This is a genomic window from Streptomyces sp. NPDC003456 (genome assembly GCF_042878735.1).
In the GTDB taxonomy this organism is placed as follows: Bacteria; Actinomycetota; Actinomycetes; order Streptomycetales; family Streptomycetaceae; genus Streptomyces.
On record NZ_JBIAOK010000004.1, the window covers coordinates 164,547 to 190,973 of the forward strand.

At 74.4% G+C, this 26,427-nt stretch carries 18 protein-coding genes; 12 read left to right on the top strand and 6 right to left on the bottom strand.

All coding sequences use genetic code 11. From position 1 onward, the window contains the following. Nucleotides 1–135: 135 nt before the first annotated feature. Entirely contained in the window at nt 136–1,113 is a 978-nt protein-coding gene (locus tag ACFYWG_RS16940; RefSeq protein ID WP_389202746.1) for an esterase/lipase family protein, read from the bottom strand. Between the two features lie 635 nt (nt 1,114–1,748). On the opposite strand from ACFYWG_RS16940, the gene ACFYWG_RS16945 reads away from it, so the two are divergent. Then, complete coding sequence (locus ACFYWG_RS16945; RefSeq protein ID WP_376334600.1) at nt 1,749–2,165, top strand: cobalamin B12-binding domain-containing protein; 417 nt, start codon at nt 1,749–1,751, stop codon at nt 2,163–2,165. 167 nt (nt 2,166–2,332) lie between these two features. Here the strand turns inward: ACFYWG_RS16945 and ACFYWG_RS16950 are convergent, their stop codons facing one another. Both ACFYWG_RS16950 and ACFYWG_RS16955 read right to left on the bottom strand, forming a co-directional pair. Then, nucleotides 2,333–4,027 carry a DUF5691 domain-containing protein gene (locus ACFYWG_RS16950; RefSeq protein ID WP_389201972.1) on the bottom strand — a complete coding sequence of 565 codons (1,695 nt, stop codon included), beginning with the start codon at nt 4,025–4,027 and terminating at the stop codon, nt 2,333–2,335. 94 nt (nt 4,028–4,121) lie between these two features. Beyond that, nucleotides 4,122–5,477: an SWIM zinc finger family protein gene (locus ACFYWG_RS16955; RefSeq protein ID WP_389201974.1), complete on the bottom strand. Its 1,356-nt coding sequence runs from the start codon at nt 5,475–5,477 to the stop codon at nt 4,122–4,124. A 157-nt stretch (nt 5,478–5,634) separates the two neighbouring features. On the opposite strand from ACFYWG_RS16955, the gene ACFYWG_RS16960 reads away from it, so the two are divergent. The 5 genes from ACFYWG_RS16960 (at nt 5,635) to sucD (ending at nt 14,717) form a co-directional block, all read left to right on the top strand. Beyond that, nucleotides 5,635–6,765, top strand: a complete 1,131-nt coding sequence (locus ACFYWG_RS16960) for an AAA family ATPase (protein WP_376334594.1) — start codon at nt 5,635–5,637, stop codon at nt 6,763–6,765. 49 nt (nt 6,766–6,814) lie between these two features. Further along, nucleotides 6,815–9,229, top strand: coding sequence for a DUF5682 family protein (locus ACFYWG_RS16965; protein WP_389201976.1), 2,415 nt, complete (start codon nt 6,815–6,817; stop codon nt 9,227–9,229). Nucleotides 9,230–9,395: 166 nt separating this feature from the next. Then, the gene (locus ACFYWG_RS16970; RefSeq protein WP_376334618.1) at nt 9,396–10,511 is read left to right on the top strand and encodes a VWA domain-containing protein; all 1,116 of its coding nucleotides are present in this window, start codon (nt 9,396–9,398) and stop codon (nt 10,509–10,511) included. 2,118 nt (nt 10,512–12,629) lie between these two features. Next, nucleotides 12,630–13,811, top strand: coding sequence for an ADP-forming succinate--CoA ligase subunit beta (gene sucC / locus ACFYWG_RS16975; protein WP_383511857.1), 1,182 nt, complete (start codon nt 12,630–12,632; stop codon nt 13,809–13,811). Nucleotides 13,812–13,832: 21 nt separating this feature from the next. Then, nucleotides 13,833–14,717: a succinate--CoA ligase subunit alpha gene (gene sucD / locus ACFYWG_RS16980; RefSeq protein WP_094054536.1), complete on the top strand. Its 885-nt coding sequence runs from the start codon at nt 13,833–13,835 to the stop codon at nt 14,715–14,717. Nucleotides 14,718–14,872: 155 nt separating this feature from the next. Here sucD and ACFYWG_RS16985 read toward each other — a convergent pair whose 3' ends face one another. Then, the gene (locus ACFYWG_RS16985) at nt 14,873–16,717 is read right to left on the bottom strand and encodes a helix-turn-helix domain-containing protein (RefSeq protein ID WP_389201979.1); all 1,845 of its coding nucleotides are present in this window, start codon (nt 16,715–16,717) and stop codon (nt 14,873–14,875) included. 96 nt (nt 16,718–16,813) lie between these two features. Here ACFYWG_RS16985 and ACFYWG_RS16990 point away from each other — a divergent pair, with 96 nt between their 5' ends. Beyond that, nucleotides 16,814–18,841 carry a DUF6350 family protein gene (locus ACFYWG_RS16990; protein ID WP_389201981.1) on the top strand — a complete coding sequence of 676 codons (2,028 nt, stop codon included), beginning with the start codon at nt 16,814–16,816 and terminating at the stop codon, nt 18,839–18,841. A 106-nt stretch (nt 18,842–18,947) separates the two neighbouring features. On the opposite strand, the gene ACFYWG_RS16995 is transcribed toward ACFYWG_RS16990, so the two are convergent. Next, nucleotides 18,948–19,742 (bottom strand): hypothetical protein, encoded by a 795-nt coding sequence (locus tag ACFYWG_RS16995; RefSeq protein ID WP_389201983.1) that lies wholly within the window; start codon nt 19,740–19,742, stop codon nt 18,948–18,950. Between the two features lie 321 nt (nt 19,743–20,063). Between ACFYWG_RS16995 and purN the strand changes: the two genes are divergently transcribed. Together purN and purH are read left to right on the top strand one after the other, a co-directional pair. Then, nucleotides 20,064–20,702, top strand: coding sequence for a phosphoribosylglycinamide formyltransferase (gene purN, locus ACFYWG_RS17000; RefSeq protein ID WP_383502812.1), 639 nt, complete (start codon nt 20,064–20,066; stop codon nt 20,700–20,702). Further along, entirely contained in the window at nt 20,699–22,261 is a 1,563-nt protein-coding gene (purH, locus tag ACFYWG_RS17005) for a bifunctional phosphoribosylaminoimidazolecarboxamide formyltransferase/IMP cyclohydrolase (RefSeq protein ID WP_389201985.1), read from the top strand. Before purN ends, purH begins: the two co-directional genes overlap by 4 nt. A 92-nt stretch (nt 22,262–22,353) precedes the next feature. Here the strand turns inward: purH and ACFYWG_RS17010 are convergent, their stop codons facing one another. Further along, nucleotides 22,354–22,932, bottom strand: a complete 579-nt coding sequence (locus ACFYWG_RS17010; protein ID WP_383502806.1) for a hypothetical protein — start codon at nt 22,930–22,932, stop codon at nt 22,354–22,356. 275 nt (nt 22,933–23,207) lie between these two features. Between ACFYWG_RS17010 and ACFYWG_RS17015 the strand changes: the two genes are divergently transcribed. The 3 genes from ACFYWG_RS17015 (at nt 23,208) to ACFYWG_RS17025 (ending at nt 26,233) form a co-directional block, all read left to right on the top strand. After that, nucleotides 23,208–24,062 (top strand): bifunctional methylenetetrahydrofolate dehydrogenase/methenyltetrahydrofolate cyclohydrolase, encoded by an 855-nt coding sequence (locus ACFYWG_RS17015; protein WP_369196058.1) that lies wholly within the window; start codon nt 23,208–23,210, stop codon nt 24,060–24,062. Further along, complete coding sequence (locus ACFYWG_RS17020; protein ID WP_383502803.1) at nt 24,052–24,543, top strand: DUF3017 domain-containing protein; 492 nt, start codon at nt 24,052–24,054, stop codon at nt 24,541–24,543. Before ACFYWG_RS17015 ends, ACFYWG_RS17020 begins: the two co-directional genes overlap by 11 nt. 388 nt (nt 24,544–24,931) lie before the next feature. After that, nucleotides 24,932–26,233, top strand: coding sequence for a DUF2690 domain-containing protein (locus tag ACFYWG_RS17025; protein WP_389201988.1), 1,302 nt, complete (start codon nt 24,932–24,934; stop codon nt 26,231–26,233). The last annotated feature ends 194 nt before the right edge of the window (nt 26,234–26,427 follow it).

The following is a 26,427-nucleotide window of genomic DNA, read 5'->3' on the forward strand; positions in this document are numbered from 1 at the left end:
GCAGGTTTCACGCGCGCAGGAAACGGGCATTCGGCCGTGTTTTGGCGGACTGCGGGCGCGAGTTTGGCCTTGTGTTCGAGGTTTGTTCGAAGCTGATCGGGGATGCGCAGTCCTGTGGCGGCTGTATGACGAGTTTCAGGCCACCGTCAGACCGCCGGCCCGCCCCTCGGGCCCGTCCGCGGACGGTTCGCCCGGGAGCGCCGTGTCGAGAACCTCCCGGATCGCGTCGGCGACCGCGGGGTGCACGGGCAGGGCGAGATGGCCGATGCCGGTCACCCGCACGTTGTGCACCGACAGATCGGGATGGTCGACGCGGGCCGTCTCCGGCGGGACCATCACATGATCGAGGTCGCTCCAGAAGCCGACGAAGTGCGTACGGCAGTCAGGGGCGGGCCTTGTGAGCTCCTCGAGCACCGGTGAGCCGGGGCGCATCTGGCGCACGATGGGGTGCGCGTCCGCCCAGCGCGCCACACGGGTGCCCGCATGCGGCGTGCCGAGCGTGACGAGGGTCCGCACCCGCGTGTCGCCGCCGAGTCGCTGCACGTAGTACCGCGCGATCAGCCCTCCGAGGCTGTGCCCCACGACGTCGACCCGCTCGGCCCCGGTCCGTTCGCAAACCTCCTCGACGTGCCGGCCGAACCGCTCGGCCGCCAGTCGTATGTCGCAGGTCAGCGGCGAGTAGTTGAGGGACTCGATCCGCTGTCTGCCGTGCCGGGCGAGGTTGCGGCGCAGCAGGACGAAGACCGACCGGTTGTCGACGAAGCCGTGCAGCAGGACCACGGGCGGCTTCGCCTCCGCGGGGAGCCGGGTGGTCCCTTCGGCGGCGGGGGCCGGGACCCGGGGGCGTCGCTCCTGGGTGATGCCGGAGGGGTAGAGCAGGAGGTGCCCGGCCAGGATCGCCAGCTCCAGGACGGTGGCCTTCAGCAGGGCGGCGGACAGCCCCGGGAGCCCGGACAGCCCGGGGAGCCCGGGCAGTTCCGGCAGCTTCGGCAGGCCGGGCGGTCCTGGTCTGCCGGGGAGCTGAGCCGGCTCGTTCGCCTCCTGTGCCTCGTTCGCCTCGGTGGGCTCATTCGGCAGCGGGCCTCGGCCGGCAGGCAGGAAGGGCAGGGCCATTCCGCCGATCCGGCCGACGGCTGCGAGCGCGCTGACCCCAGTGACTGCGCTGATCCCGGCGATTCCGGTGACCTTCACGGCCGACCTCCTGTCGGCACGCCCGAGGGCGGCTCCGCCCCCCGTGTGCCCTCATGGAAAGCAGCCGTGAAGACGGCCGGCGACGACCGCCCGAGCGGTGTGAGCCCAGTGGGCTGCGGGAACGCCGCGCGGCATGCGGCGTGAGTGACGCCGTTGGTGCGACGAGGTCCCCGATCGGTGGGGTGACGAGGCTTCTCGCTGCTGCGCGGTGCGTGCCCTGCGTGTCGTGCCGGCCCTGTGTGCCTTCGCCGAAGTGGCCGTACCGCCGCCGGGTCTCGTGGGTGGCGTGCGGTCGGGCGACCTCCTGGCGGCTCCCCTTGCGCTTGTCCCACCATGTGATTTCCCCCTCGGTCTGCACCGCGAAACTGCCGGTTGCGGGATCCTGGAGATAACGTTCGTTCACTTGCCCGGACGGTTCGGGGCGGGGCGTCCGTGCCGTGGCGCCGCAGCAGGTGCGGTGGGCGGCGGCCCGAGCGGTGTGTTCGGCGTGTACCGCGCGGGGGATCTGTGCGGTACTTGTCGGTACGGATGGATGTAGTCGCTTCATGGAGGCAGTGATGGGTGTGGCAGCCGGTCCGATCCGCGTGGTGGTGGCCAAGCCGGGGCTCGACGGCCACGATCGCGGGGCCAAGGTGATCGCGCGGGCCCTGCGCGACGCCGGTATGGAGGTCATCTACACGGGCCTCCACCAGACCCCGGAGCAGATCGTCGGCACGGCGATCCAGGAGGACGCCGACGCGATCGGGCTCTCCATCCTCTCGGGCGCCCACAACACGCTCTTCGCGGCGGTGATCGACCTGCTCAAGGAGCGGGACGCCGAGGACATCCTGGTCTTCGGCGGCGGGATCATCCCCGAGGCGGACATCCCCCCGCTGAAGGAGAAGGGTGTCGCGGAGATCTTCACGCCCGGCGCGACCACGCAGTCGATCGTCGACTGGGTTCGCACGAACGTCCGCCAGCCTGCCGGAGCGTAGATCTCCGGCGGCCGGGCCACGGTTCGGGCGGCGTGCGCCGGTCCGGCGTGTGCAGGTCCGACATGTATCAGTGCGGCGTGTGGCGGTCTCGACTCCGGAGTCGGCAGAGACGCCGACGGCCCGGCCCGGGCGGTCGGCCGTGGTGCTCTTCGTCAGGGCCCCGGGTCTTAGGGCGTCAGCAGTTCCTCCGTCATGGCCGCGCGCAGGCGCAGGGTCGTGACCAGGCGCTGGAAGGCCTCCGCCCAGTAGCCGCCGGCCCCGGGGGAGGCGTTCTCCGCTTCGTCCGGCACGGCCAGCAGCGCGTCGAGGCGGCTCGCCTCGGACGGGTCCAGGCAGCGTTCGGCCAGTCCCATCACTCCGCTGAAGCTCCATGGATAACTCCCCGCGTCCCGAGCGATGTTGAGCGCGTCCACCACCGCCCGGCCGAGCGGAGGAGCCCACGGCACCGCGCACACGCCGAGCAGTTGGAACGCCTCGGACAGGCCGTGCGTGGCGATGAAGCCGGCCACCCACGCCGCCCGTTCGCCGGCGCCCAGCGTGTCGAGCAGCTTGGCGCGTTCGGCCAGGGACACCGCGCCGGGGCCGCCGGCCTCCGGAGCGGTGGGCTCGCCGAGCAGTGCCCGCGACCACTCGGCGTCCGCCTGACGTACCGCGGCCCGGCACCACGCCGCGTGCAGTTCGCCCTGCCAGCCGTCCGCCACGGGCAGCGCCACGATCTCCGCGGGGGTCCGGCCGCCGAGCCTCCCCGGCCAGATCCCCAGCGGTGCCGCCTCCACCAACTGACCGAACCACCACGACCGTTCACCCCGTCCCGCGGGCGCCTTGGCCACCACACCGTCCCGCTCCATACCGGAGTCGCACTCGTGCGGCGCCTCAACGACGATCGATGGTCCCGCCGCCGGCCCGTGCTGCTGCGCCTCCGCGACGGGGAGTCCGGCGCTGTCGGTGGGTGGCTGGGCGGTCACCGCCGTCTGCGCGTGGTCGATGGCCACGCACGCCGCCGCCCGGACCGCCATCCGTGCGGCCAGCGCCGAACCGGGCAGCGACGACAGCAGCTCCGCCGCCGTCGCCCGGACGTTGCGGCTGCGGTCGGCCAGGGCCTGCTCCAGGAACGGCTCGTCGTCCGGACCGAGGCCCGCGCGCAGGGAGTCGAGGAACATCAGCCGGTCCTCGGCCCGTTCGGTCGTCCAGGTCGTCGCGAGCAACTCGCGGGCGGCGGCCGGGACACGGGAGCGCAGCGCCGACAGCAGCGCGACCCGTTCGGCGAACAGGCCCTCCTGCCACAACTGCTCGATCCCCTCGCCGTCGTCGAGGTGCGGCAGCGCCGCTCCGCCGCCCGGCGTCGAGCGCAGGGCGAAGCGCCAGTCCGGGTTCAGCCGCGCCAGCCACAGGGCCCGCGGCCCGGCGAACTCCAGTGCCGCCGGACGCAGATCCGTCCGGCCCCGGGCCGCGTCCAGCAGTGCCGGCAGGAGGTGCGCAGGCGGCGCGAAGCCGCGGGCGTTGGCCGTGGCGAGCCACTGCGGCAGCAGTTCCATCAGGTCGGGGGCGGCGCCCCGGCGCCCGCCGCCGGACGGGCCCGGGCGGTCGGCCAGGAGCAGGGCGAGCCTGCGGGCGGCCGCCGCCGGAAGGGGCGGACGCGTGTCCTGCGGGGCCGGTCTCGGACGCTCCGCCGCCCGGGCCGGACGCAGGCCGGCCCTGCGGCGCACGGTCTCCACGGCCGCCGCGTCCAGCAGCGCCGCCGGGGCGTCCGGCCCCGGGACGACACCCGGCGGGGTGCGCCGGTCGGTGCCGAGCAGCGCGGTCGTGACGAGCCCTTCCCAATCGCCCGCGGGCGCGTCCACGGGGGTGGAGGTCCTGGTCATGAACTTCCCTTCTGCGGGACACCCCGGGGCGGTCGACGGAGCGCCCGGTTGTCCGGTGATGCCTGGACGATGCGTGATCTGCGGGACGCGGCGGTCAGCACAGGCCGACCGGCTCCCCCGGGCCCTCCGGCCACGCCGTCAGCGGGGTGAAGCCCTGGTGGCCGCACTCGCCGAAGACCTTGACCGGTGCGCCGCCCGACAGGGCGACGAGCCGCCACAGGCCCGGACGGGACCGCGCCGCGGGAGTCAGCGGCAGGGCCGCGTCCTCGTCGGCGTCCGCCACCTGCCAGGAGTCGCCGTCCGGGACCGGAACGACCCGGTCCAACGTGACGGGAACGGACTCCAGCCACGGGTCGTCGCGCAGGGCGTCGCCGTAGCGGGCGGCCGCGCGGGCCGTCGTCAGGCCGGGCGGGCGTATCGCCGTCGGTGCGGGCGGGGCGAACTGCTCGCCCAGGGCGACCCGCGGCTGCCCGGCGCCGGGATACGCCGACACCTCGGCCTCCAGCGCCAGACCCACCGGCAGGGACAGCTCCGGAGCCCGCCCCGCGGCGCCGTAGGACAGGAGCAGCACCGTGCGCTGCGTGTCCGCGCCGTACAGCCATGTCCGGCGGGTCGTCAGGCGCGGGTCCGCGGTGTCGTACTGGGCGAGGACCAGCCAGGTGTCCTTCTGCGGCGGGCCGTCGGCGGAGGCCGGCAGGCCCATGCGGGAGCGGACCGTCGCGGCGAGGCCGTCCGGGAGGCGCTCACGGCGCAGCCAGCCCTGGCCGAGGAGGTGCAGCAGCGCGCACTCCTCCAGCAGCCGCACCGGCCAGCCCGGGCCGGTGGACGGGATCGCGCCCAGCTCCCGGACCCGTGCGGCGAGGCCCTGGGCCTGGGCGTCGACCATGCGGGCCGCCGTCTCCTCCCACAGCCCGTAACCCGCCTGCTCCGCCGAGGCCAGGCCGCCGCGGAGCAGGTCCGCCAGGCGCTGCTCCAGCTCGGTCGCGCCCGCCGTGACGCGCTCGGCACGGCGCTCGGCCCGGCGGCGGGCGGCCTCGGGATCGGCCGAGCCGGACGGCGCACCGGTGCCGTCCCCGTCCTTCTTCTCCTCAGCGCGCCGGCGCCGGGCCGCTGTCCACTGCGCGGCCCACTCCGGCGGCTTCCCGGCCGGCACGGCTCCGTCCCCGCCCGCCCAGAGCAGCAGCAGCCCCAGCGCGTGCTTGCACGGGAACTTGCGGCTCGGGCAACTGCACTTGTACGCGGGCCCGGACGCGTCCGCGAGGTCCACGACCGTCTGGTACGGCTTGCTCCCGCTGCCCTTGCACAGTCCCCACACCGCCCCCTCGCCGGCACTCCCCGCCTCGGACCACGGCCCCGCCGTGGCCAGTTTGCTTCCCGCTTTGCGTGATGCCGCGTCAGGCGCAAGTGCCAGCACCTGCTCCGCGGTCCAGCGCACCCCCTGCTGAGTCATGCGTCCGACGGTAGGTCCCGCCACTGACAATGGCCTCGGCGAGCGAGCGCGGCCGGGTGCCCGCGGCGGTGTTCGCGCAGGTCGGAGCGCATTGTCAGTGGCGTGGTGTTACGTGGACCCCAGATCCGAACCGGCGGAGCTGGAGGGGGACTTTGCCATGACTGTGTCCGTGGAGCCGACGACCGTCGAAGCGGGCGGGACGCGCCCGGCCGAGCCGTTGCGACCGCATGCCGAGGACGCCTTCGCGCAGGAACTGGCCGCGCTGGCCGCTCAGGACGACCGTCCGCGTCCGGCCCGCTGGAAGCTGTCGCCGTGGGCCGTCGCCACCTACCTGCTGGGCGGCACCCTGCCCGACGGCACGGTGATCACACCGAAGTACGTGGGGCCGCGCCGCATCGTCGAGGTCGCCGTCACCACGCTCGCCACCGACCGCGCCCTGCTCCTTCTCGGTGTCCCGGGCACGGCGAAGACCTGGGTGTCCGAGCACCTGGCCGCGGCCGTGAGCGGCGACTCCACGCTGCTGGTGCAGGGGACCGCGGGCACGCCCGAGGAGGCCATCCGCTACGGGTGGAACTACGCGCAGCTGCTCGCCCACGGTCCGAGCCGCGACGCCCTCGTCCCGAGCCCGGTCATGCGGGCGATGGCGGAGGGCATGACGGCCCGGGTCGAGGAGCTGACGCGCATCCCGGCGGACGTGCAGGACACGCTCATCACGATCCTGTCGGAGAAGACCCTGCCGATACCGGAGCTGGGCCAGGAGGTGCAGGCGGTCCGCGGCTTCAACCTGATCGCCACGGCCAACGACCGCGACCGCGGGGTCAACGACCTGTCCAGCGCCCTGCGCCGCCGGTTCAACACGGTGGTGCTGCCGCTGCCGGAGAGCCCCGAGGCCGAGGTCGACATCGTCTCGCGCCGTGTCGACCAGATCGGCCGCTCGCTCGACCTGCCGGCCGCACCCGACGGCCTCGACGAGATCCGCCGGGTCGTCACCGTCTTCCGCGAGCTGCGCGACGGCGTCACGACCGACGGCCGCACGAAGCTCAAGTCGCCCAGCGGCACGCTGTCCACGGCCGAGGCGATCTCCGTCGTCACCAACGGCCTCGCGCTGGCGGCCCACTTCGGCGACGGCGTGCTGCGGCCGGGCGACGTGGCCGCGGGCATCCTCGGCGCGGTGGTCCGCGACCCGGCGGCGGACCGCGTCATCTGGCAGGAGTACCTGGAGACGGTCGTGCGCGAGCGCGACGGCTGGAAGGACTTCTACCGGGCCTGCCGCGAGGTGAGCCGGTGAACCACCGGGGGCGGGGGCCGGCTTCGGGCGAGGGACGGGAGGGGAGAAGGTGACCGGTGTGGAAGGGGCCGCGGCTCGGCGGCCCGGGGCGGGGCCGCTGCTGCTCGGCGTGCGCCACCACGGGCCGGGGTCGGCGCGGGCGGTGCGGGCCGCGCTGGACGAGACCCGGCCCGGCGTCGTGCTGGTCGAGGGGCCGCCCGAGGCCGACGTACTGATCCCGCTCGCCGCCGACGGGGAGATGCGGCCGCCGGTCGCGCTGCTCGCCCACGCGGTGGACGAGCCCGGCCGCTCGGCGTTCTGGCCGCTGGCCGAGTTCTCCCCCGAGTGGGTCGCCCTGCGCTGGGCGCTGGAGCACGGCGTCCCGGCCCGCTTCATCGACCTGCCGGCCGCACACACGCTGGCGTGGGACAGGCAGGAGGACGCCGGAGGGGAGCGTCCTCCGCACGCCGGGCCCACCGCCGGCGGGGACGGCGACCGGCCTGCCCCGGATCCCGCCGAGGTGCGGATCGACCCGCTCGGCGTGCTCGCCGAGACCGCCGGGTACGACGACCCGGAGCGCTGGTGGGAGGACGTCGTCGAGCACCGGGGCGCGGGGAAGGGCGACGCACTCGCCCCGTTCACCGCGCTCGAGGAGGCCATGGCGGCCCTGCGGGAGACGTACGGCAGCGGAGGGCACGACCGGGACCTGGTGCGCGAGGCGTACATGCGCCTGCAGGTGCGGGCCGCGCAGAAGGAGTTCGAGGACGGCGTGGCCGTCGTCTGCGGGGCCTGGCACGTGCCCGCGCTCCGGCAGAGGACCACCGTCACCGCCGACCGGGCCCTGCTGAAGGGCCTGCCCAAGGTCAAGACGGACATGACGTGGGTGCCGTGGACCCACCGCAGACTGTCCCGGTTCAGCGGCTACGGCGCGGGCATCGACTCGCCCGGCTGGTACGGGCACCTCTTCGCCGCCCCGGACCGGCCGGTGGAGCGGTGGATGACCAAGGTGGCCGGCCTGCTGCGCGAGGAGGACCGGATGGTCTCCTCCGCCCACGTCATCGAGGCGGTGCGGCTGGCCGAGACGCTCGCCGCGATGCGCGGCCGTCCGCTGCCCGGCCTGAGCGAGACGACCGACGCCGTGCGGGCGGTCATGTGCGAGGGCTCGGACGTACCGCTGGCACTGGTGCGGGACCGGCTGGTCGTGGGGGACGTGCTGGGGGAGGTGCCTGTCACCGCACCGGCCGTCCCGCTCCAGCGCGACCTGGACCGGCTCCAGCGCCGGCTGCGGCTGAAGCCGGAGGCGCTGGAGCGCGAGCTGGAGCTCGACCTGCGCAAGGACACCGACGCCGCCCGCAGCAGACTCCTGCACCGGCTGCGGCTGCTCGGCATCGCCTGGGGCGAACCGGCCGCGTCCCGGAGCAGCACGGGCACCTTCCGGGAGACGTGGCGGCTGCGCTGGGAGCCCGAGCTGTCCGTGCGGATCGCCGAGGCCGGCGTCTGGGGCACGACCGTCCTGTCCGCCGCGACCGCGAAGGCGGAGGCCGACGCGGTCGCCGCCCCGGGCCTCGCCGACGTCACGGCGTTCGCCGAGCGCTGCCTGCTGGCCGAACTCCCCGACGCCCTGCCCACCGTGATGCGGATCCTGGCCGACCGCGCCGCCCTCGACGCCGACGTCGGCCATCTCGCCCAGGCACTCCCGGCCCTGGTCCGCTCGCTGCGCTACGGCGACGTCCGGGGCACGGACACCGGGGCCCTGGGGGAGGTCGCCGCCGGTCTGGCCGAGCGGGTCTTCGTCGGCCTGCCCCCGGCCTGTGCCGCCCTCGACGCGGACGCCGCCGAGGAGATGCGGTCCCACGTGGACGCGGTGCACTCGGCCGTCGGCCTCCTCGGGGACGCGCCCGCGGCAGGGCACGGCCGGCTGAGGGACCGCTGGCGGTCGGTCCTGCGGGTGCTGTCCGTGCGGGACACCGTGCCCGGGGTGATCCGCGGCCGGGCCGTGCGGCTGCTCCTCGACGACGGGGAGCTGGAGCAGGGCGAGGCGGCGCGCCTCATGGGGCTCGTCCTGTCACCGGGCACACCGCCCGCGGACGCGGCCGCCTGGATCGAGGGCTTCGTCGGAGGGGGGTCCGGCGGCGGGATGCTCCTGGTGCACGACGAACGGCTGCTGGGGCTGGTCGACGCCTGGCTGACCGGTGTGCCGGCCGAGGCGTTCACGGACGTGCTGCCCCTGCTGCGGCGCACGTTCTCCGCGTACGAACCCGGGGTGCGCCGCACCCTGGGCGAGCTGGTCCGGCGCGGCCCGGGGGCGACGGGCGGCGTGGCCGCCGCGCCCTCGGGCCTGCCGGGCTTCGCGGCCGACCTCGACCCGGCACGTGCGGATGCCGTGCTTCCGGTCGTACGGCTGCTGCTCGGACTGGACCAAACGCACACGGACCACGAAACGGCGAACGAGCCGACCGACGAACTGACGGGGGTGACGGGATGACGACCGACGTGACGGCCGCGTCCGCGACGGCTGGTGGCGCTCAGGCGGAGGGCCGGCCGGCGACGACCGTGCCGGTGATGCCGCTGTGGGAACGACCGCGGGCAGGAGCGCAACGGTGACGGCCGAGGTGACGGACCCCGCGCAGGAACGGCTGCGGCGGTGGCGGATGGTGCTCGGGGGCGAGGCCGCCGACGGCACGGGATGCGTGCTGTCCGGGCGGGACGCGGCGATGGACGGCGCGCTCACCGCCCTGTACGGCAAGAAGGACGGCGGGAAGCAGACCGGCCGGGACCGCTCCGCGGGACTCGGCGCGTCGGCGCCCTCGGTGGCCCGCTGGCTCGGCGACATCCGCACGTACTTCCCGTCCTCCGTCGTGCAGGTCATGCAGCGCGACGCCATCGACCGGCTCGGCCTCGCCACGCTGCTGCTGGAGCCGGAGATGCTGGAGGCGGTCGAGGCCGACGTGCACCTGGTCGGCACGCTGCTGTCGCTCAACAAGGCCATGCCGGAGACGACGAAGGAGACGGCCCGGGCCGTCGTGCGCAAGGTCGTCGAGGACCTGGAGAAGCGGCTGGCCACCCGCACCCGGGCCACCCTCACCGGCGCGCTCGACCGCAGCGCCCGCGTCAGCCGGCCCCGCCACCACGACATCGACTGGAACCGCACCATCGCGGCCAACCTCAAGCACTACCTGCCCGAGCACCGGACGATCGTGCCGGAGCGCCTCATCGGATACGGGCGGGCGACCCGGTCCACCAAGAAGGAGGTCATCCTCTGTATCGACCAGTCGGGATCCATGGCGGCATCGGTGGTCTACGCATCGGTGTTCGGGGCGGTGCTCGCCTCGATGCGGACGATCTCCACGCGACTCGTCGTCTTCGACACGGCGGTCGTCGACCTGACCGACCAGCTCGACGACCCGGTGGACGTCCTGTTCGGCACCCAGCTGGGCGGCGGCACGGACATCAACCGGGCGCTCGCCTACTGCCAGTCGCAGATCACCCGCCCCGCGGAGACGGTGGTCGTGCTGATCAGTGACCTCTACGAGGGCGGTATCCGCAACGAGATGCTCAAGCGGGTCGCGGCGATGAAGGCGTCGGGGGTGCAGTTCGTGACGCTGCTGGCCCTGTCGGACGAGGGCGCCCCTGCCTACGACCGGGAGCACGCAGCGGCCCTCGCGGCCCTGGGCGCACCGGCGTTCGCCTGTACGCCCGACCTGTTCCCGGAGGTCATGGCGGCGGCGATCGAGAAGCGGCCGCTGCCGATACCGGACGCGGCGTGAGCTGAGGGCGGCCGGACGGCCCCCAGCCGGGGGTGCCGTCCGGCCCGTCCACGGGCATCTGACGGATCGTCGCCCGGCAAAGGCTTGCGCGGCGTCCGCACTTCCGTGCGAGGATCGGCGCCTGCTCGGTGGCGAGTCGCGCCGGAGCCGGGCCGCACCGCGACGTGCCGGTCCTCCGCCCGTGACGCGGCCCGCCCTGGTTCCGTCGCACGGGAGGAAGCTCCCCTCTTGTCCTGGTCAGCGGTTCTGCCCGGTACCGCGTCGCGCGTCCTGCGCACGGCGGCCGGACGGCGTGCCCTCCAGGTGGTGCTGCTGACGGGTGGCGTGGTGCTCCTCGCGCTGCTGTGCGGGGAGCGGGCGTATGCGGCTGGCGGACCCGGGGAGGCGCCGGCCGCCGGGCCCGGAGCTGGCCGGGCGCACCGCGTGCACACCCTGGAGGCCGTGGCGGAGACGGCCGTTCGGGCGGTGGGTGAGGCGCGGGCGGCGGAGCCCGGGCGGCTCGCGCAGCCGCCGACGCTGCCGCCGCTGCCAAGGCACTCGGGCCGGGCTGAGGGGCCGGGGTGCGTGGAGCCGGGTTCGCCGGACGCTCCGGCAGGGCAGCGGTTGCCCGGCCGGTCCGGCGTCTCGGCGTCACGGTCCTCGCCGAAGCCCCAGGCGCCGGCGCCTGGCCTGCCCACCCGGCCCGTGCGGCTCCCCGCTCAGCCCGCCGCCCCCGCCCGCCACGACGTGCCGCCTTTCCGGGCAGCCGCCCCCGCCGGGCGCGACGTGCCGCCCCTCCGGGAAGCGGCCGCCGACCTGCCACCCCTCCGGGCAGCCTCTCCCGCACGGCACGACGTGCCGCCGCTTCGGGCGACCTCGGCCCTGCCTCTTCCCGCCGTGCCCCAGGCTGCGGACCTGCCACCCCTCCCGGCTTTGCCTTCGGCCTCGGCCCTGCCTCCTCCCGCCGTGCCCGGGGTCGCAGATCTGCCCCTGCTCCCGGCTCTTTCGTCGGCCTCGCCCCTGCCGCTGCCCGCCCAGCCCGGGATCGGGGACCTGCTGCCCTTCCCGGCTCTGCTGCCCTTCCCGGCTGTGCCGGCGCCTCCGGCTTTGCCACCGCTCCCGGCTGGCGCACCCCTCCCGACTTTGCCGCCCCTCCGGGCCCTGTGGCCCCTCCCCGCGGCAGCCGTCCCCCAGCCGGACACGACGAAGCCGGCCTCCGTCGGCGCACCCGACAACCACCGGTGGACCAACCAGGCGGAGAACATTTCGCACCGCACCGGTCGTCACCTCGTCGTCCACACGGTCGCCGCGTCCGCGCACCGAGCCGGACGACCGGACCGGGCCGCCCTCGCCCGCGGGGGCGCTGACGGAACTCGCCTCGGGACCGTCCCGCCGGACCAGGCTCCGGGCGGGCGGTCCGACGGTGCGCTCGGCAACCGGTCGGCTGCCGACCAGGGCACCCCGCGGCACGTCGCCCCGCACGCCCTCACCCCGGGTCTTCGCGTCCCACCGCAGCTGCTCCCCGGCGCCGCAGCCCGCCGTACCGGCGCGGCCGGTGTCCGGGACGCCCAGCGGGACATCCCCCTCTTCCCTGGCTAGTCCCCGGCCCAACGGGCGCGCGCTGACACCTCCTCGGGGCTCCGACGTCACGGGCGCTCCGCCCGCCGGTCAGAAAGAACCCGCAGTCGCACAGCGAGCGCAGCTCACCCCCGTACTCCCGCGAGGGCTACGCCCGCCCCCCGCCACGGCCGAAATCCGTCGGCCGGTCGGGGGCCGGACCCTCGTGGGCGGGGCGGCCGTCCCCCTCGGGGTGGGGGCCGGCCACCCGGCGCCCTGTCGTCGTCGAAGGAGGCGGCGCGGGCGTTCCGCGGGCCTCACCGGGCCGGCCCCAGCCCGGTGAGGCCCCCCACCCCGGCACGCCGTGCCAGAGAGCGCGGCATCATGTGACAGGTATCACCGCTCAGGTGTGACCCTCGATTTAGAGGCCCCCCGGAAGCAGCGATAACCTGCGAGACGGACATGCCGCGCGCTCGGACACCGTGTGCGCCTCCCTTGTGACAGACAGCGGACGTCACGTTGCCCTCGCGGCACGCCCACGCAGACAACGAACCGCGAGATCACTGATAGGGACGGAAGCGCGTGGACCTGTTCGAGTACCAGGCGAGGGACCTCTTCGCCAAGCACGATGTACCGGTGCTGGCCGGTGAAGTCATCGACACGCCTGAGGCGGCCCGCGCAGCCACCGAGCGCCTCGGTGGCAAGTCCGTCGTCAAGGCCCAGGTGAAGGTCGGCGGCCGTGGCAAGGCCGGTGGCGTGAAGCTCGCCGCCACGCCCGACGAGGCGGTCGAGCACGCGACCAACATCCTCGGCATGGACATCAAGGGCCACACGGTCCACAAGGTGATGATCGCCGAGACGGCCCCGGAGATCGTGGAGGAGTACTACGTCTCCTTCCTCCTGGACCGTGCCAACCGCACCTTCCTCTCCATCGCCTCCGTCGAGGGCGGCATGGAGATCGAGGAGGTGGCGGCCACCCGCCCCGAGGCCGTCGCCAAGACGCCGATCGACGCCAACGAGGGCGTGACCGAGGAGAAGGCCCGCGAGATCGTCGCGGCCGCCAAGTTCCCGGCCGAGGTCGCCGACAAGGTCGTCAACGTCCTGGTCAAGCTGTGGGACACCTTCATCAAGGAGGACGCCCTCCTGGTCGAGGTCAACCCGCTGGCCAAGGTCGCCTCCGGCGACGTCATCGCCCTGGACGGCAAGGTCTCCCTGGACGAGAACGCCGAGTTCCGCCAGCCGGAGCACGAGGCCCTCCAGGACAAGGACGCGGCCAACCCGCTCGAGGCCGCCGCCAAGGCCAAGAACCTCAACTACGTCAAGCTCGACGGCGAGGTCGGCATCATCGGCAACGGCGCGGGTCTCGTCATGAGCACCCTGGACGTCGTCGCGTACGCCGGTGAGGCGCACGGTGGCGTCAAGCCCGCCAACTTCCTCGACATCGGTGGTGGCGCCTCCGCCGCCGTCATGGCGAACGGCCTGGAGATCATCCTCGGCGACCCGGACGTCAAGTCCGTGTTCGTCAACGTCTTCGGCGGCATCACCGCCTGCGACGAGGTCGCCAACGGCATCGTCCAGGCGCTGCAGCTGCTCAAGGACAAGGGCGAGGACGTCACCAAGCCGCTCGTCGTCCGTCTGGACGGCAACAACGCCGAGCTGGGTCGCAAGATCCTCTCCGACGCCAACCACCCGCTGGTCCAGCGCGTGGACACCATGGACGGCGCGGCCGACAAGGCCGCCGAGCTCGCGGCTGCTGCGAAGTAAGGGACGAGGGACTACACAGCCATGGCTATCTTCCTCAACAAGGACAGCAAGGTCATCGTCCAGGGCATGACCGGTGCCACGGGCATGAAGCACACCAAGCTCATGCTGGCCGACGGCACGAACATCGTCGGTGGCGTGAACCCGCGCAAGGCCGGCACGACCGTCGACGTCGACGGCACCGAGATCCCGGTCTTCGGCACCGTCGCCGAGGCGATCGAGAAGACGGGCGCCAACGTGTCCGTCCTCTTCGTCCCGCCGGCCTTCGCCAAGGCCGCCGTCGTCGAGGCCATCGACGCCGAGATCCCGCTCGCGGTCGTCATCACCGAGGGCATCGCCGTCCACGACTCGGCCGCGTTCTACGCCTACGCCGTGTCCAAGGGCAACAAGACCCGGATCATCGGCCCGAACTGCCCCGGTCTCATCACCCCGGGCCAGTCCAACGCCGGCATCATCCCGGGCGACATCACCAAGCCGGGCCGCATCGGCCTGGTCTCGAAGTCCGGCACGCTGACGTACCAGATGATGTACGAGCTGCGGGACATCGGCTTCTCCTCCGCCGTCGGCATCGGTGGCGACCCGGTCATCGGCACCACCCACATCGACGCGCTCGCCGCGTTCGAGGCCGACCCCGACACCGACCTGATCGTCATGATCGGTGAGATCGGCGGCGACGCCGAGGAGCGGGCCGCGGCCTTCATCAAGGAGAACGTGAAGAAGCCGGTCGTCGGCTACGTCGCGGGCTTCACCGCGCCCGAGGGCAAGACCATGGGCCACGCCGGCGCCATCGTCTCCGGTTCCTCCGGCACGGCCGCCGCGAAGAAGGAGGCCCTCGAGGCCGCCGGCGTCAAGGTCGGCAAGACGCCGACCGAGACCGCCAAGCTGGCGCGCGAGATCCTCGCCGGCTGAACGGAACGCACAGCGTCCGCGTGAGCGCGGACGGCCGGGCCGGTCCGTGAGGACCGGCCGCGCAGGCCGTCCGTCGCAGACGACGGTGGGCCCGCCCCCGCACAGGGGCGGGCCCACCGTCGTCTGTGTGCTCGGTGACTGTCACGTGTCACGCGTCACCGTGGTTGCGGCAGCAGCCGTTCCGGGCCCTTCTGCGGTTGCTTGCGCAGCTTCGCGCGCAGCTCGCGCTCCGACTCCGACAGCGGCCCGGGCGCGACCGGGGGCGGCACGCCCTGGACCGTCTCCCCGGGCGGTACGGGCGGCTCGTACCGCCTCGGGGCCGTGTGGAGGGTGAGGGCCGTACTGCCGATGAGGGCGACCGTGAAGGCGATGGCGGCCCGGGTCCAGAAACGGGCCTGGCGTTCCCCGGCGTGCCGCACGACGGGCGGTTTGGCGGCCCGCAGCCGTTCGGTGGAGGCCAGTTCCACCAGCCGCCAGTGCAGCACCTCCGGGTCGGCCAGTTCCGGCAGCCGCTCCGCGACGGCCTCGCGCGCGTGTGCCAGCCGGTTCACCGTCGCGCGGGTGCTCGCCTCCGTCTCCGCCGCAGTCTCGGGCAGCCCCAGGCCGACCCCGTCGTACAGCACCAGGGCGCGGCGGTAGGCCGGCGGCAGGTGCAGCAGGGTGTCCATCAGCGTCCGGTCGAGGGCGTCGGAGGGCGGCGGTTCGGGGTGGCGGTGGCGGGGCCGCAGCCGGTGCCAGGGCGAGAGCGCCCACTCGTACGCCGCCGAGCGCACCCAGCCCGCCGGGTCGGGGTCCCGGGCCACCTCGGGCCAGCGCTGCCAGGCCTGCTGGAACGCCCGCTCGACCGACTCCCGGGCGAGGTCCCGGCGGCCGGTGAGCAGATAGGTCTGCCGGACGAGTGCGGGCGCGCAGAAGGCGTACAGCGCGTCGAAGGACTCGGCGGGGGTCAGCGCGCCGGCCGCGCCGTCCGGTCGGCGGGGCACGGCGGTACGGGTGTGGGCGGGCCCTCGCTCCAGCAGGGGCGGCCGGTCCCGGTCGGGAACGGCGGCACGGTGACCGTCCGGAGCCGCTGGCCGGTCTCCGTCGGTGACGGCGGCAGGCCGCCGGTGCTGACCGGGCCCGTGCCCATGGCCCCGGACGGCCGGGCGCTCCCCGTCCCGCCCGGTGCGGGGCCCGTAGTCCCGCACCGGAGCGTGATCGCGGGCGGGGGCATGGTGAGGGGCATGGGCACGGGCATGGGCGTGGCCGTGGTCGCGGGCGGACGCGTGGTCGTGGTCCGTGCCGGGTGTGTGGCCCCGGTCGGGTGCGGGGGTGTGCGGGCGTTCGGGGACGGGGCCGCGGGACCGGTCGGGAGCGGCCGCGCCCCGTCGCCGTCGCGTGAAGGGGAACCGGCCCCGGTCGCCCCCGGCCGCCCGCTTCCGCTCCGTGGTGACCGTGCGGGACGCGTCGGACGCGTCGGACGCGACCGGACCTGTGGCGGCACTGGTGGACGCGTGCGTGGCCGCACCGGACGGTGAGGCCGCCGCCGCCCCCGTGGCCGTGCTCGCGGGGGGCGCGTCGGCCGGGCACTGGTCCGGAGACGCACCGGCACCGGGGGCGTCCGTCGCGGACGCGCGCGGCAACGCGTCGATCGCGGCCCGGCCCGACCCCTCCCTCACAGCGCCGGCCTCTTCGCTCTTCACCGCGTCGGCCGCCACGTCGGCCACCACGTCGGCCGACGCCTCGCCACCCGCCGCACCTTCCCGCACACCGGCTTCCCGCACACCGGGCTCGTCCTGAGCAGGTGTCACCACCGGCTCGTCGCCGAGTGACTTGAGCAGGCTCGCGTACTTCTCCCCTTTGCGGCCGCGCGGCGCCGAGCGGCCGGTCTCCCATCCGCGCACCGTGTCGCTGGTGACGCCCACCTGTGCAGCCAGCTGAGCGCGCGTCAGCGAGGCGCTCTCCCGCAGGCGTCGGCGCTCCTTGGGCGGTGGAAGCGGGATGTCAGGGCTCCGGGTCACAGGACGCCCCTCCGGCCGAAAAAGTACATAAACGTATATTGAGCGACACAGCGATGGTTCGCCTGTTACGACGGGAAAGCGCGTGTCGTTGGGAGCATGGCCGTCGTGATCGAGATGACAGCCCGCCGACGTCCCTCGTCGCCCCTGCTCACCCGGCTGCGGGACCGTTCACCCGGACTGGGCGGTGGTCTCGTCGACGGCGCCGTCGCGGCGGGGCTGGGTCTCGCCGCGTTCGCCGTCCTGGTGATGCTGCTGTGGATCACCTCGCCGTACCCCGACAGCGGTCCGGGCGGGGCGCTGCACGTCGCGGCGGCCCTGTGGCTGCTGGCCCACGGCGCCGAGCTGGTCCGCACGGACACCCTTACCGGCGCCGCGGCCCCCATGGGCGTCACCCCGCTGCTGCTGCTCGCGCTGCCCGTGTGGCTGCTGCACCGCGCCGGACGGGACGCCGCGTTCGGCGGAGCGGGCACCGGGAACGACGGCAGCACCGGCCGCGCCGCCTACGCCCCCTACGCCGACGAGGACGAGGGACCGCCGCTGGTGCCCGCCCGCACGGCGTGGGCGGGAGCCGTCCTCGGCTACCTCGCCGTCGCCGTGCCTGCGGCCCTGTACGCGGCGGGCGGCTCCCTGCGTCCGTCCTGGGTGTGGGCCGCGGTGTGCGTCCCGCTGGTCGCCGTCGCCGGGTCCGGAGCGGGCGTCTGGTCGGCGTACGGCCGTCCCGGCGGGCCCCTGCGACGGCTGCTGCGTGTGCTGCCGCGGGCCGTACGGCCGCTGCTGCTCGGCCCGGACGGCCGCCCGGGCGTCGCCACCCGGGCCGCCGGTGCCGGACTGGCGGTCCTGCTCGGCGGCGGTGCCCTGCTGCTCCTGGCGTCACTGGCCTGGCACGGGGCGAGCGCCCAGGGGTCGCTGCTCCGGCTGACCGAGGGCTGGTCGGGCCGGTTCGCGGTCCTGCTGCTGTGCGTGGCCCTGCTGCCCAACGCGGCGGTGTGGGGAGCGGCCTACGCGCTCGGCCCCGGTTTCGCGCTCGGCGCGGGCCAGGCCGTGAGCCCTCTCGTCTCCGCGCCGGCCCCGCTCCTGCCTCCCTTCCCGCTGCTGGCGGCGGTACCGGAGGCGGGGCAGGGCACGCTGCTGCACTGGGCGGCCGGAGCGGTGCCGGCCGCCGCCGGTGTGGTGATCGGCTGGACAGCCGCCGGAGGCGCGACCTCTTCGTCGCCGCCGCCCACGCCCGCGGTCTCTTCGCAGCCGAGGAGCACGAAGGGCCCGGCCGTCTCCGAACAGGACGGCAGGCGGCCGGGCGGTGACGGCGCTCCCCGCGCGTGGCCCGCCGCGCGGACCGCCCGTGCCGCGGCCCTGGGGGCGGTGCTGTGCGCGGCGCTGCTGGCCGGGCTCGCCGCGCTCGCCGGCGGGCCGCTCGGCGCGGCCGTCCTGGCGCGGTTCGGGCCGGTGTGGTGGCAGGTGGGAGCGGCGGCCCTGGCGTGGCTGGTGCTGCCGGCCGTGCTGGCGGCACTGGTGGCGCGTTCGGTGCGCAACCGCACGCCCTCGGCGCAGGGACGGCCGGGCATCGGCAGGCAGCGGGAGGTGCCCGGATCGCACCGCCCGGGGAAGTACCGACCGGGCCGCCGCTTCACGCGCACGGGTGTCGCCGGTCCGGCCGGTGTCGCCGGTGTCGCCGGTGTCGCCGGAAGTGCCGACCCGGCGGAAGCGGGGGCCGCCCCGGCGCCACCGCCGCGGTCGGCGGAGTCCGGAGCCGACACGTCCCGCGCCCCTGACGGCCACGACGCCCTCTTCGGCCTCGGCGACCAGGACGACGACCTCGGCTTCGAGCCGGACGACCCGCACGACCCGGACCACGAGCGGTACGACTTCCTGCCGCGGGACCCGGACTTCGGCTTCGACCCGCTGCCGGCGGACCGGACACCGAAGCCCTTCGGCGAAGCCGGTCACGGCAGCACGAGGACTGGCCGTCCCGCCGGTACCGCTGCCACCGAAGCCTCGGACACCTCGGACACCTCGGACACCTCGGACACCTCGGGGACCTCGGGCGCCTCGAACACCCGGAATGCCGCGGACGCCACCGAGGCGGCACCCCCACCCGGCCGTCGCTCCTGGCCGGACCAGGGCTGACGCGTCGACCGGGACGGCGAGAGACCGGGGCCGTCGGGGCGGCCCGGACGCTCGGCGACCGGGACCACCGGGACGGTGAACGACCGGAGACGGCCAGACCGGAGCGTCAGCCCTCCGTGCCGAACAGGCCCCGCAGCTCCTCCGGCAGAAGCTTCGAGCAGCTCTGCTTCGCCTCGTTGGTCAGGGCGTCGTTCGTGCACGTGTAGTAGTCGCGGTAGACCAGCTGGGCCGCGAAGGACGCGGCGACCAGGGCGATCGCCAGGGACGCGGTGACCAGGCCGCTCACCGCCGCCGTCGTCGGCGGACGGCTCTGCTGCTTCTCCGGGGCCGCCGGGGCGTCCGGGTCGGCCGGGCGGGGCTTGGCGCGCAGCGAGCTGATCGCCCAGTACAGGGCGAGCGCGCCCAGCAGCAGCGCCACGTACTCCCAGCTGAACAGCGCGAAGAAGAAGGCCCACATGCCCGACAGCAGGGAGTACCGTGCCCGGCGCTGGGCGGGGTCCGTCGGGTCCCAGCGCATGGCCGGACCGCCGCCCTGGGGGCCGCCGCCCTGACCCTCGGGGCCGCGCGGGCGCTCACCGAAGCCGCCGGGGGAGCGGCCGGGCTGCCGGTCGCTCCACCGGCCGCCCCACGGCGAGCGGTCGCGCTCCCCGCCGTCCCGGGAGTCGTCACCGGAGGGGTGCCGGGGCTGCCAGGGGCGGTCGGGGGTGCCCTCGGGTGGCGGGGCGAAGGGGTTGTCCTCGTCGTTGCCGCGGCGCCGGCCGTCCCGGCCGTCACGGCCCTCTCCGCCGGACGGGGCGTCGGGAGGAGAGCTGGGGCGCTCCCGCAGCAGCACGGCGCCGCGCTCCCCTCCCTGTGGTGACAGCTGGGGGAACGTGTGGAGTCGCAGGCTGCGGTCCGGCATCAAGGTGAGCGTCTTCCCGTTGGTGAGGGGGCATCGGTGGACAGGACTGGGGCGGTGACGGAACCGGGCCCGTCACCTCCTGAACGCGCCGCGTCCGGAAGGCGTTCCCGGACCGGCTCCGCCCAGACGCTACCTCCCGGCCGGGCCCCCGTCCCGTGGGGGCCGTCCGGAGTGCCGGTATCGTTGCTGGCGGTCGGCCGGTTCGTAGGCTTCCCCGTATCCGGGGGCGCGAAGCATTCGTAGGAATGCACCAACGCCACGCAGCGCACGGACGCCGGGACGGCCGCCCGGACAGACGCTCCCCCGAGAAAGGCCCCCACCGTGGCCGCCAAGCCCGTGGCCCCGCGCGCCAAGCGCCTCGTCGTGCTGGTCTCCGGATCAGGCACCAACCTCCAGGCGCTGCTCGACGAGATCGCCGCCACCGGCGCGCAGGAGTACGGGGCCGAGATCGTCGCCGTCGGCGCCGACCGCCCGGGCATCGAGGGACTGGCCCGCGCCGAGCGCGCCGGGCTGCCGACCTTCGTGTGCCGCGTCAAGGACCACGGCAGCCGCGAGGAGTGGGACGCCGCGCTCGCCGAGGCCGTCGCCGCCTTCGAGCCCGACCTCGTCGTCTCCGCCGGGTTCATGAAGATCGTCGGCAAGGAGTTCCTCGCCCGGTTCGGCGGGCGGTTCGTCAACACCCACCCCGCCCTGCTGCCCAGTTTCCCGGGGGCCCACGGCGTACGGGACGCGCTCGCGTACGGCGCCAGGGTCACCGGCTGCACCGTCCACTTCGTCGACGACGGCGTCGACACCGGCCCGATCATCGCCCAGGGCGTGGTCGAGGTCCGGGACGAGGACGACGAGAGCGCTCTGCACGAGCGCATCAAGGAAGTCGAGCGAAGGCTGCTCGTCGAGGTCGTGGGGCGGCTCGCCCGCAACGGCTATCGCATTGAGGGACGAAAGGTAGTTATCCAGTGACCGCCGAGAGCAACAAGCGGCCCCTTCGCCGGGCGCTCGTCAGCGTCTACGACAAGACCGGTCTGGAGGACCTCGCGCGCGGGCTCCACGAGACCGGGGTCGAGCTCGTCTCCACCGGCTCCACCGCCGCGAAGATCGCCGCTGCCGGCGTCCCCGTCACCAAGGTCGAGGAGCTCACCGGCTTCCCCGAGTGCCTGGACGGCCGTGTGAAGACGCTGCACCCGCGCGTGCACGCCGGCATCCTCGCCGACCTGCGTCTGGACAGCCACCGCGAGCAGCTCGCCGAGCTGGGCGTCGAGCCGTTCGACCTCGTCGTGGTGAACCTCTACCCGTTCCGCGAGACGGTTGCCTCCGGCGCCTCCCCCGACGAGTGCGTGGAGCAGATCGACATCGGCGGCCCCTCGATGGTCCGCGCCGCCGCCAAGAACCACCCCTCGGTCGCGGTCGTCACCAGCCCGGCCCGCTACGCCGACGTCCTGTCCGCCGTGCAGAACGGCGGCTTCGACCTCGCCACCCGCAAGCGGCTCGCCGCCGAGGCGTTCCAGCACACGGCCGCCTACGACGTGGCCGTCGCCTCCTGGTTCGCCTCCTCCTACGCGCCGGTCGACGAGTCGCAGTTCCCCGACTTCCTCGGCGCCACCTGGGAGCGCGAGCACACCCTGCGCTACGGCGAGAACCCGCACCAGCCGGCCGCGCTGTACGTCTCGGGCACGGGCGGCCTCGCCCAGGCCGAGCAGCTGCACGGCAAGGAGATGTCGTACAACAACTACACGGACACGGACGCCGCCCGCCGTGCCGCGTACGACCACGCCGAGCCGTGCGTGGCGATCATCAAGCACGCCAACCCCTGCGGGATCGCGATCGGCGCGGACGTCGCCGAGGCGCACCGCAAGGCCCACGCCTGCGACCCGCTGTCGGCGTTCGGCGGAGTGATCGCGGTCAACCGCCCGGTCAGCAAGGAGATGGCCGAGCAGGTCGCGGAGATCTTCACCGAGGTCATCGTCGCGCCGGACTACGAGGACGGCGCCCTGGAGGCCCTCACCAAGAAGAAGAACATCCGCGTGCTGCGCTGCCCCGACGGTCCCTCGGCCCCCGTCGAGGTCAAGCCGATCGACGGCGGCGCGCTGCTCCAGGTCACCGACCGGCTCCAGGCCGACGGCGACGACCCGGCGCACTGGACGCTGGCGACCGGCGAGGCGCTGGGCGAGGCGGAGCTCGCCGAGCTGGCCTTCGCCTGGAAGGCCTGCCGCGCGGTGAAGTCCAACGCGATCCTGCTCGCCAAGGACGGCGCCTCGGTCGGCGTCGGCATGGGGCAGGTCAACCGCGTCGACTCCGCGAAGCTGGCCGTCGAGCGGGCGGGCGCCGAGCGCGCGGCGGGTGCCTACGCCGCCTCCGACGCCTTCTTCCCCTTCCCCGACGGTCTGGAGATCCTCACCGGGGCGGGCGTGAAGGCCGTGGTGCAGCCCGGCGGTTCGGTCCGCGACGAACTGGTCGTCGAGGCCGCGCGGAAGGCGGGCGTGACGATGTACTTCACCGGCACGCGGCACTTCTTCCACTGAGTCACGACGCACCAGGGCCGTGCCCCCCTCGGACGGGTGGGGCACGGCCCTTGGTGTGATCGGCGTGCGGCGGTCCGGTCGACCGGGTCCGCCTAGTAGCGGGGGCGGTTGAACCAGGCCTTGCCCGCCGCGTTGCCGACGAACACCGCGACGAGGACGGCCAGGATCGTGTGCACCAGGCCGACGATGACGAACGGGTAGATGCCCAGGACCGCGGTGATGATGGCGAAGACCAGGATCGTGACGCGGGCGCCGTTGCCGCCGTTCTTGAACTTCGTCGCCAGCACGGCCGCGAACACCAGCCACGCCAGGCCGAACACCACGTAGCCCCAGATCAGGCCGGTGGAGTCACCGACGAGGTCCTGGAAGGCGGTGTTGTCCTTGAGGGACTCGTCGTTCTTCGCGGCGTTGAGCGCGACGGCGGAGAAGGCGAAGAGCGCCACACCGAGGACCTGCAGACCGACGATCACCCACAGCATCACGCGGGCCGCGCCGACCGAACCCGGCATCGTGGTGGGGGCGACGGGGGCGCCGTAGGGGGAGACCGGAGGGGCCTGCGGGTAGCCGTAGCCGGGCGCCTGTCCCTGCTGCTGCGGGTAGCCGTAGCCGGGCTGCTGCGGCTGCTGCCCCTGGGGGGCGCCGTAGGGGTTGTTCGGGTCGCCGTAGCTCATGGCGGACTTTCCTCCGTTGGTCTTCGAGTGCGGGGACGCGCGCGACATCCCGCACGGAGGAAAGTTCTGCAGATGCGACCGTCCCCCCGTTGAGCTGCCCGCAGCACTTGTCGGCTCATCGTTCTGCACCGCGGACGGGCTTGTCCAGCCGCGTTCCCGATGTGTTGTGCAAGTGCAACATCGCCGATCATGGGCGGAAACGGCGGGAAGGGCCCCCCGTGCCCGGATCGCGGGCGGATTGGAACCGCGGGCGGGTCATCCGCGAGGATGGGGGCATGACCGCCCAGATTCTCGATGGCAAGGCCACCGCAGCCGCGATCAAGTCCGATCTGACCGCCCGCGTGGCGGCGCTGAAGGAGAAGGGCGTCACGCCCGGCCTCGGCACGATCCTCGTCGGGGACGACCCCGGCAGCCAGAAGTACGTCGCCGGCAAGCACCGCGACTGCGCCCAGGTCGGCATCGCCTCCATCCAGCGCGAGTTGCCCGCCACCGCCACGCAGGAGGAGATCGAGGCGGTCGTGCGCGAGCTGAACGAGGACCCGGCCTGCACCGGGTACATCGTGCAACTGCCGCTGCCCCGCGGCATCGACGAGAACCGCATCCTCGAACTCATGGACCCGGACAAGGACGCCGACGGCCTGCACCCGATGAACCTCGGGCGGCTCGTCCTCAACGAGCCGGCGCCGCTGCCCTGCACGCCGAACGGCGTGCTGACCCTGCTGCGCCGGTACGGGGTGGAGATCAAGGGCGCCGAGGTCGTGGTCGTCGGACGCGGCGTCACCATCGGCCGTCCGATGCCGCTGCTGCTGACCCGCCGCAGCGAGAACGCCACGGTGACCCAGTGCCACACCGGCACGCGCGACCTGTCGGCCCACCTCAGGCGCGCGGACATCATCGTCGCCGCCGCCGGTTCCGCCCACCTGATCCGCGCCGAGGACGTCAAGCCGGGCGCGGCCGTCCTCGACGTCGGTGTCTCGCGCAGCGCCGAGGGCAAGATCGTGGGCGACGTCCACCCCGACGTGGCCGAGGTGGCCGGCTTCATCTCCCCGAACCCCGGCGGGGTCGGCCCGATGACCCGCGCCCAGCTGCTCGTGAACGTGGTCGAGGCGGCGGAGCGCAGTGTCGGCTGAGCACCGGGCCGCCGGCGAGCAGGACGCGGCGGAGGAGATCACCGTCCGCGACCCCGTCAGCGCGCCCGACGCCGAGGGCCGGCCGCGACGGGTCACCCGGCGGTTCCCGCTGTTCACCAAGGACACCGCACGGCCCGAGGGCGGTGGCCGGGCGGCGCCCGGGGACGCGCCCGCGCCGGCCCGGCAGTGGCCGCTGCTCGCCGTCCTCGGCCTGGCCGGGGCCGGACTGCTCGTGACCGCGTTCGACCAGTTCCGGATCGGGACCCTGCTGATCGGTGTCGCGCTGCTGGGCGGCGGTCTGCTGCGCTGGCTGCTGCCCGACGTCGGCATGCTCGCGGTCCGCTCCCGCTTCACGGACATCGCCACCTACGGCGTGCTGGGTGCGGTGATCGTCCTGCTGGCGCTGATGGCCCAGCCGAATCCGCTGCTGCAGATCCCGTTCCTGAAGGACACCCTGCACTTCACCGTCACCAGCGAGTGACGGGAGCGGCGGCCCGTCCTCTCCCCCGAGGAAGGACGGGCCGCCGCCACGAACAATCTCCTGCACGGCGAACGGCCTGTTCAACGCCTGTCAGAGCGCTGTGGCACGGAAGTGACCGTTCCGGTACGTCCGGCTTCCGAAACTGCACGAAGTGGTGCGACACCGGCTCCGGCGTGGACAATCAGGACGGCTCGGCGTCTTTTCCCTACGCGGTCTCCACGCTTCTGTGCGCCCTCGGCCCGGGAACTGAGATCCTGCGTGGGCGCATCCCAGTGGGTAGCCACACCGGGACTCGGCCAGGGCCGCCGCGCGCGGGGGCGCGCGGAGCGCGGGACATATCAGCACGACCGGGGGGAAGAGGGGGGACGCAATGCCTCGTTGGAAGGCCTTGCCCGATGAGCTCGATCCGCAGATCAGGGAGTTCACCAGCCAGCTGCGCAGGCTCGTGGACCGCAGCGGTCTGAGCATCGCGTCGGTCGCGGACCGCACGGGCTACAGCAAGACGTCCTGGGAGCGTTACCTGAACGGCCGGCTGCTCGCGCCGAAGGGCGCGATCGTCGCCCTGGCCGAGGTCACCGGCACCAATCCGCTGCACCTGACCACCATGTGGGAGCTGGCCGAGCGCGCCTGGAGCCGCTCGGAGATGCGGCACGACATGACGATGGAGGCCATACGGATCTCCCAGGCGCGCGCCGCGCTGGGGGAGTTCGGCGGGCAGGACTTCGGCGACGCCGCGCGCGCGGCCGGCGGCGGCCGGGCCGCCTCCCCGGGCAGCCGGCCCGCCCGCGGGGGCAGCACCACGGTCACGCCGGGCATCGCGGGCCCCGCCGGGGTCGCCCCGAGCGTGCCGGCGCAGCCCACCGCGCCCGAGGTGCAGGACTCCACCGGCAGCGGGCTGCGCGAGAGCGGCGGCCGCAGCGGGGCGGGCGACGTCAACTCGTGGGGGCTCGCCGGGTACAAGGGGCCGTCCCCGACGGGCCGCCCGTCCGGTTCCGGCAGCAGACCCGGCTCGGGCTCCGCGAGCCCTTCGGGGCCGTCGTCCGGTCCCTCCGGCCCCACCGGCCCCACCGGCCCCACTGGCCCCTCCGGGTCGACCGGTGACGCCTCACGCCCCTCGAGCGCCGGTGCGCACGCCGGTGAGCCTCCGCGGGACGCCGTGCCCTCCGGGGCCGGGACCGCCGGCGCCGCCCCGGCCGCCGCCAAGCGCCGGACCGCCACCTTCGTCGCGGCCGCCGTCGGCGTGCTCGTGGTGATCGCCGGCGCCTTCCACCTCAGCGGGGGCGGAGGCGGCGACGATGCCCGGAAGGGCGGTGCCTCGCCGTCGCCGACCGTGACGGACAAGGCCGAACTGCCGCCCGGCGTGAAGTGCGGCGGGGCCGACTGCACCGGCAAGGACGCCGAGAACATGGGCTGTAGCGGCGAGCGGGTCACCACGGCCACGACCGCGACCGTCGGCACGACCGTCGTGGAGGTCCGCTACAGCGAGACCTGCAAGGCGGCCTGGGGCCGGATCACGGGAGCCGCGCCGGGCGACGAGGTGCGGATCAGCGCGGGCAAGGCGAAGCAGTCCGGCAGCATCACCGAGGCCGGCGACACCGTCGCCTACACCCCGATGGTGGCCGTGAAGAGCGCCGCCGAGGCCACGGCGTGCACGACCCTGGCGGCCGGTGGCGAGGGCTGCACGAAGTAGACGCGCGGACTCCCCGGACCCGGTCCGGAATGTGACCGGAAATGCACCTGGGGGGAGGCATGGTCCGGGCGGAACGGGGCAGGCGGACCGTACCCCCACGGGAGTCCGGCACGGTCGGTACCCCCTCCGGCGGCCGCCCTCGTCCCTCTCTCCCGGACGGGCGGCCGCCTTCCGTGCGGGCCGGAGGAGGGGTT

What these genes read in the sequence shown, in the direction of transcription:
- ACFYWG_RS16940 (WP_389202746.1), bottom strand. Translation starts at nt 1,113, where the DNA reads ATGGCCCTGCCCTTCCTGCCTGCCGGCCGAGGCCCGCTGCCGAATGAG.
- ACFYWG_RS16945 (WP_376334600.1), top strand. Translation starts at nt 1,749, where the DNA reads ATGGGTGTGGCAGCCGGTCCGATCCGCGTGGTGGTGGCCAAGCCGGGG.
- ACFYWG_RS16950 (WP_389201972.1), bottom strand. Translation starts at nt 4,027, where the DNA reads ATGACCAGGACCTCCACCCCCGTGGACGCGCCCGCGGGCGATTGGGAA.
- ACFYWG_RS16955 (WP_389201974.1), bottom strand. Translation starts at nt 5,477, where the DNA reads ATGACTCAGCAGGGGGTGCGCTGGACCGCGGAGCAGGTGCTGGCACTT.
- ACFYWG_RS16960 (WP_376334594.1), top strand. Translation starts at nt 5,635, where the DNA reads ATGACTGTGTCCGTGGAGCCGACGACCGTCGAAGCGGGCGGGACGCGC.
- ACFYWG_RS16970 (WP_376334618.1), top strand. Translation starts at nt 9,396, where the DNA reads ATGGTGCTCGGGGGCGAGGCCGCCGACGGCACGGGATGCGTGCTGTCC.
- sucD (WP_094054536.1), top strand. Translation starts at nt 13,833, where the DNA reads ATGGCTATCTTCCTCAACAAGGACAGCAAGGTCATCGTCCAGGGCATG.
- ACFYWG_RS16990 (WP_389201981.1), top strand. Translation starts at nt 16,814, where the DNA reads ATGGCCGTCGTGATCGAGATGACAGCCCGCCGACGTCCCTCGTCGCCC.
- ACFYWG_RS16995 (WP_389201983.1), bottom strand. Translation starts at nt 19,742, where the DNA reads ATGCCGGACCGCAGCCTGCGACTCCACACGTTCCCCCAGCTGTCACCA.
- ACFYWG_RS17010 (WP_383502806.1), bottom strand. Translation starts at nt 22,932, where the DNA reads ATGAGCTACGGCGACCCGAACAACCCCTACGGCGCCCCCCAGGGGCAG.
- ACFYWG_RS17015 (WP_369196058.1), top strand. Translation starts at nt 23,208, where the DNA reads ATGACCGCCCAGATTCTCGATGGCAAGGCCACCGCAGCCGCGATCAAG.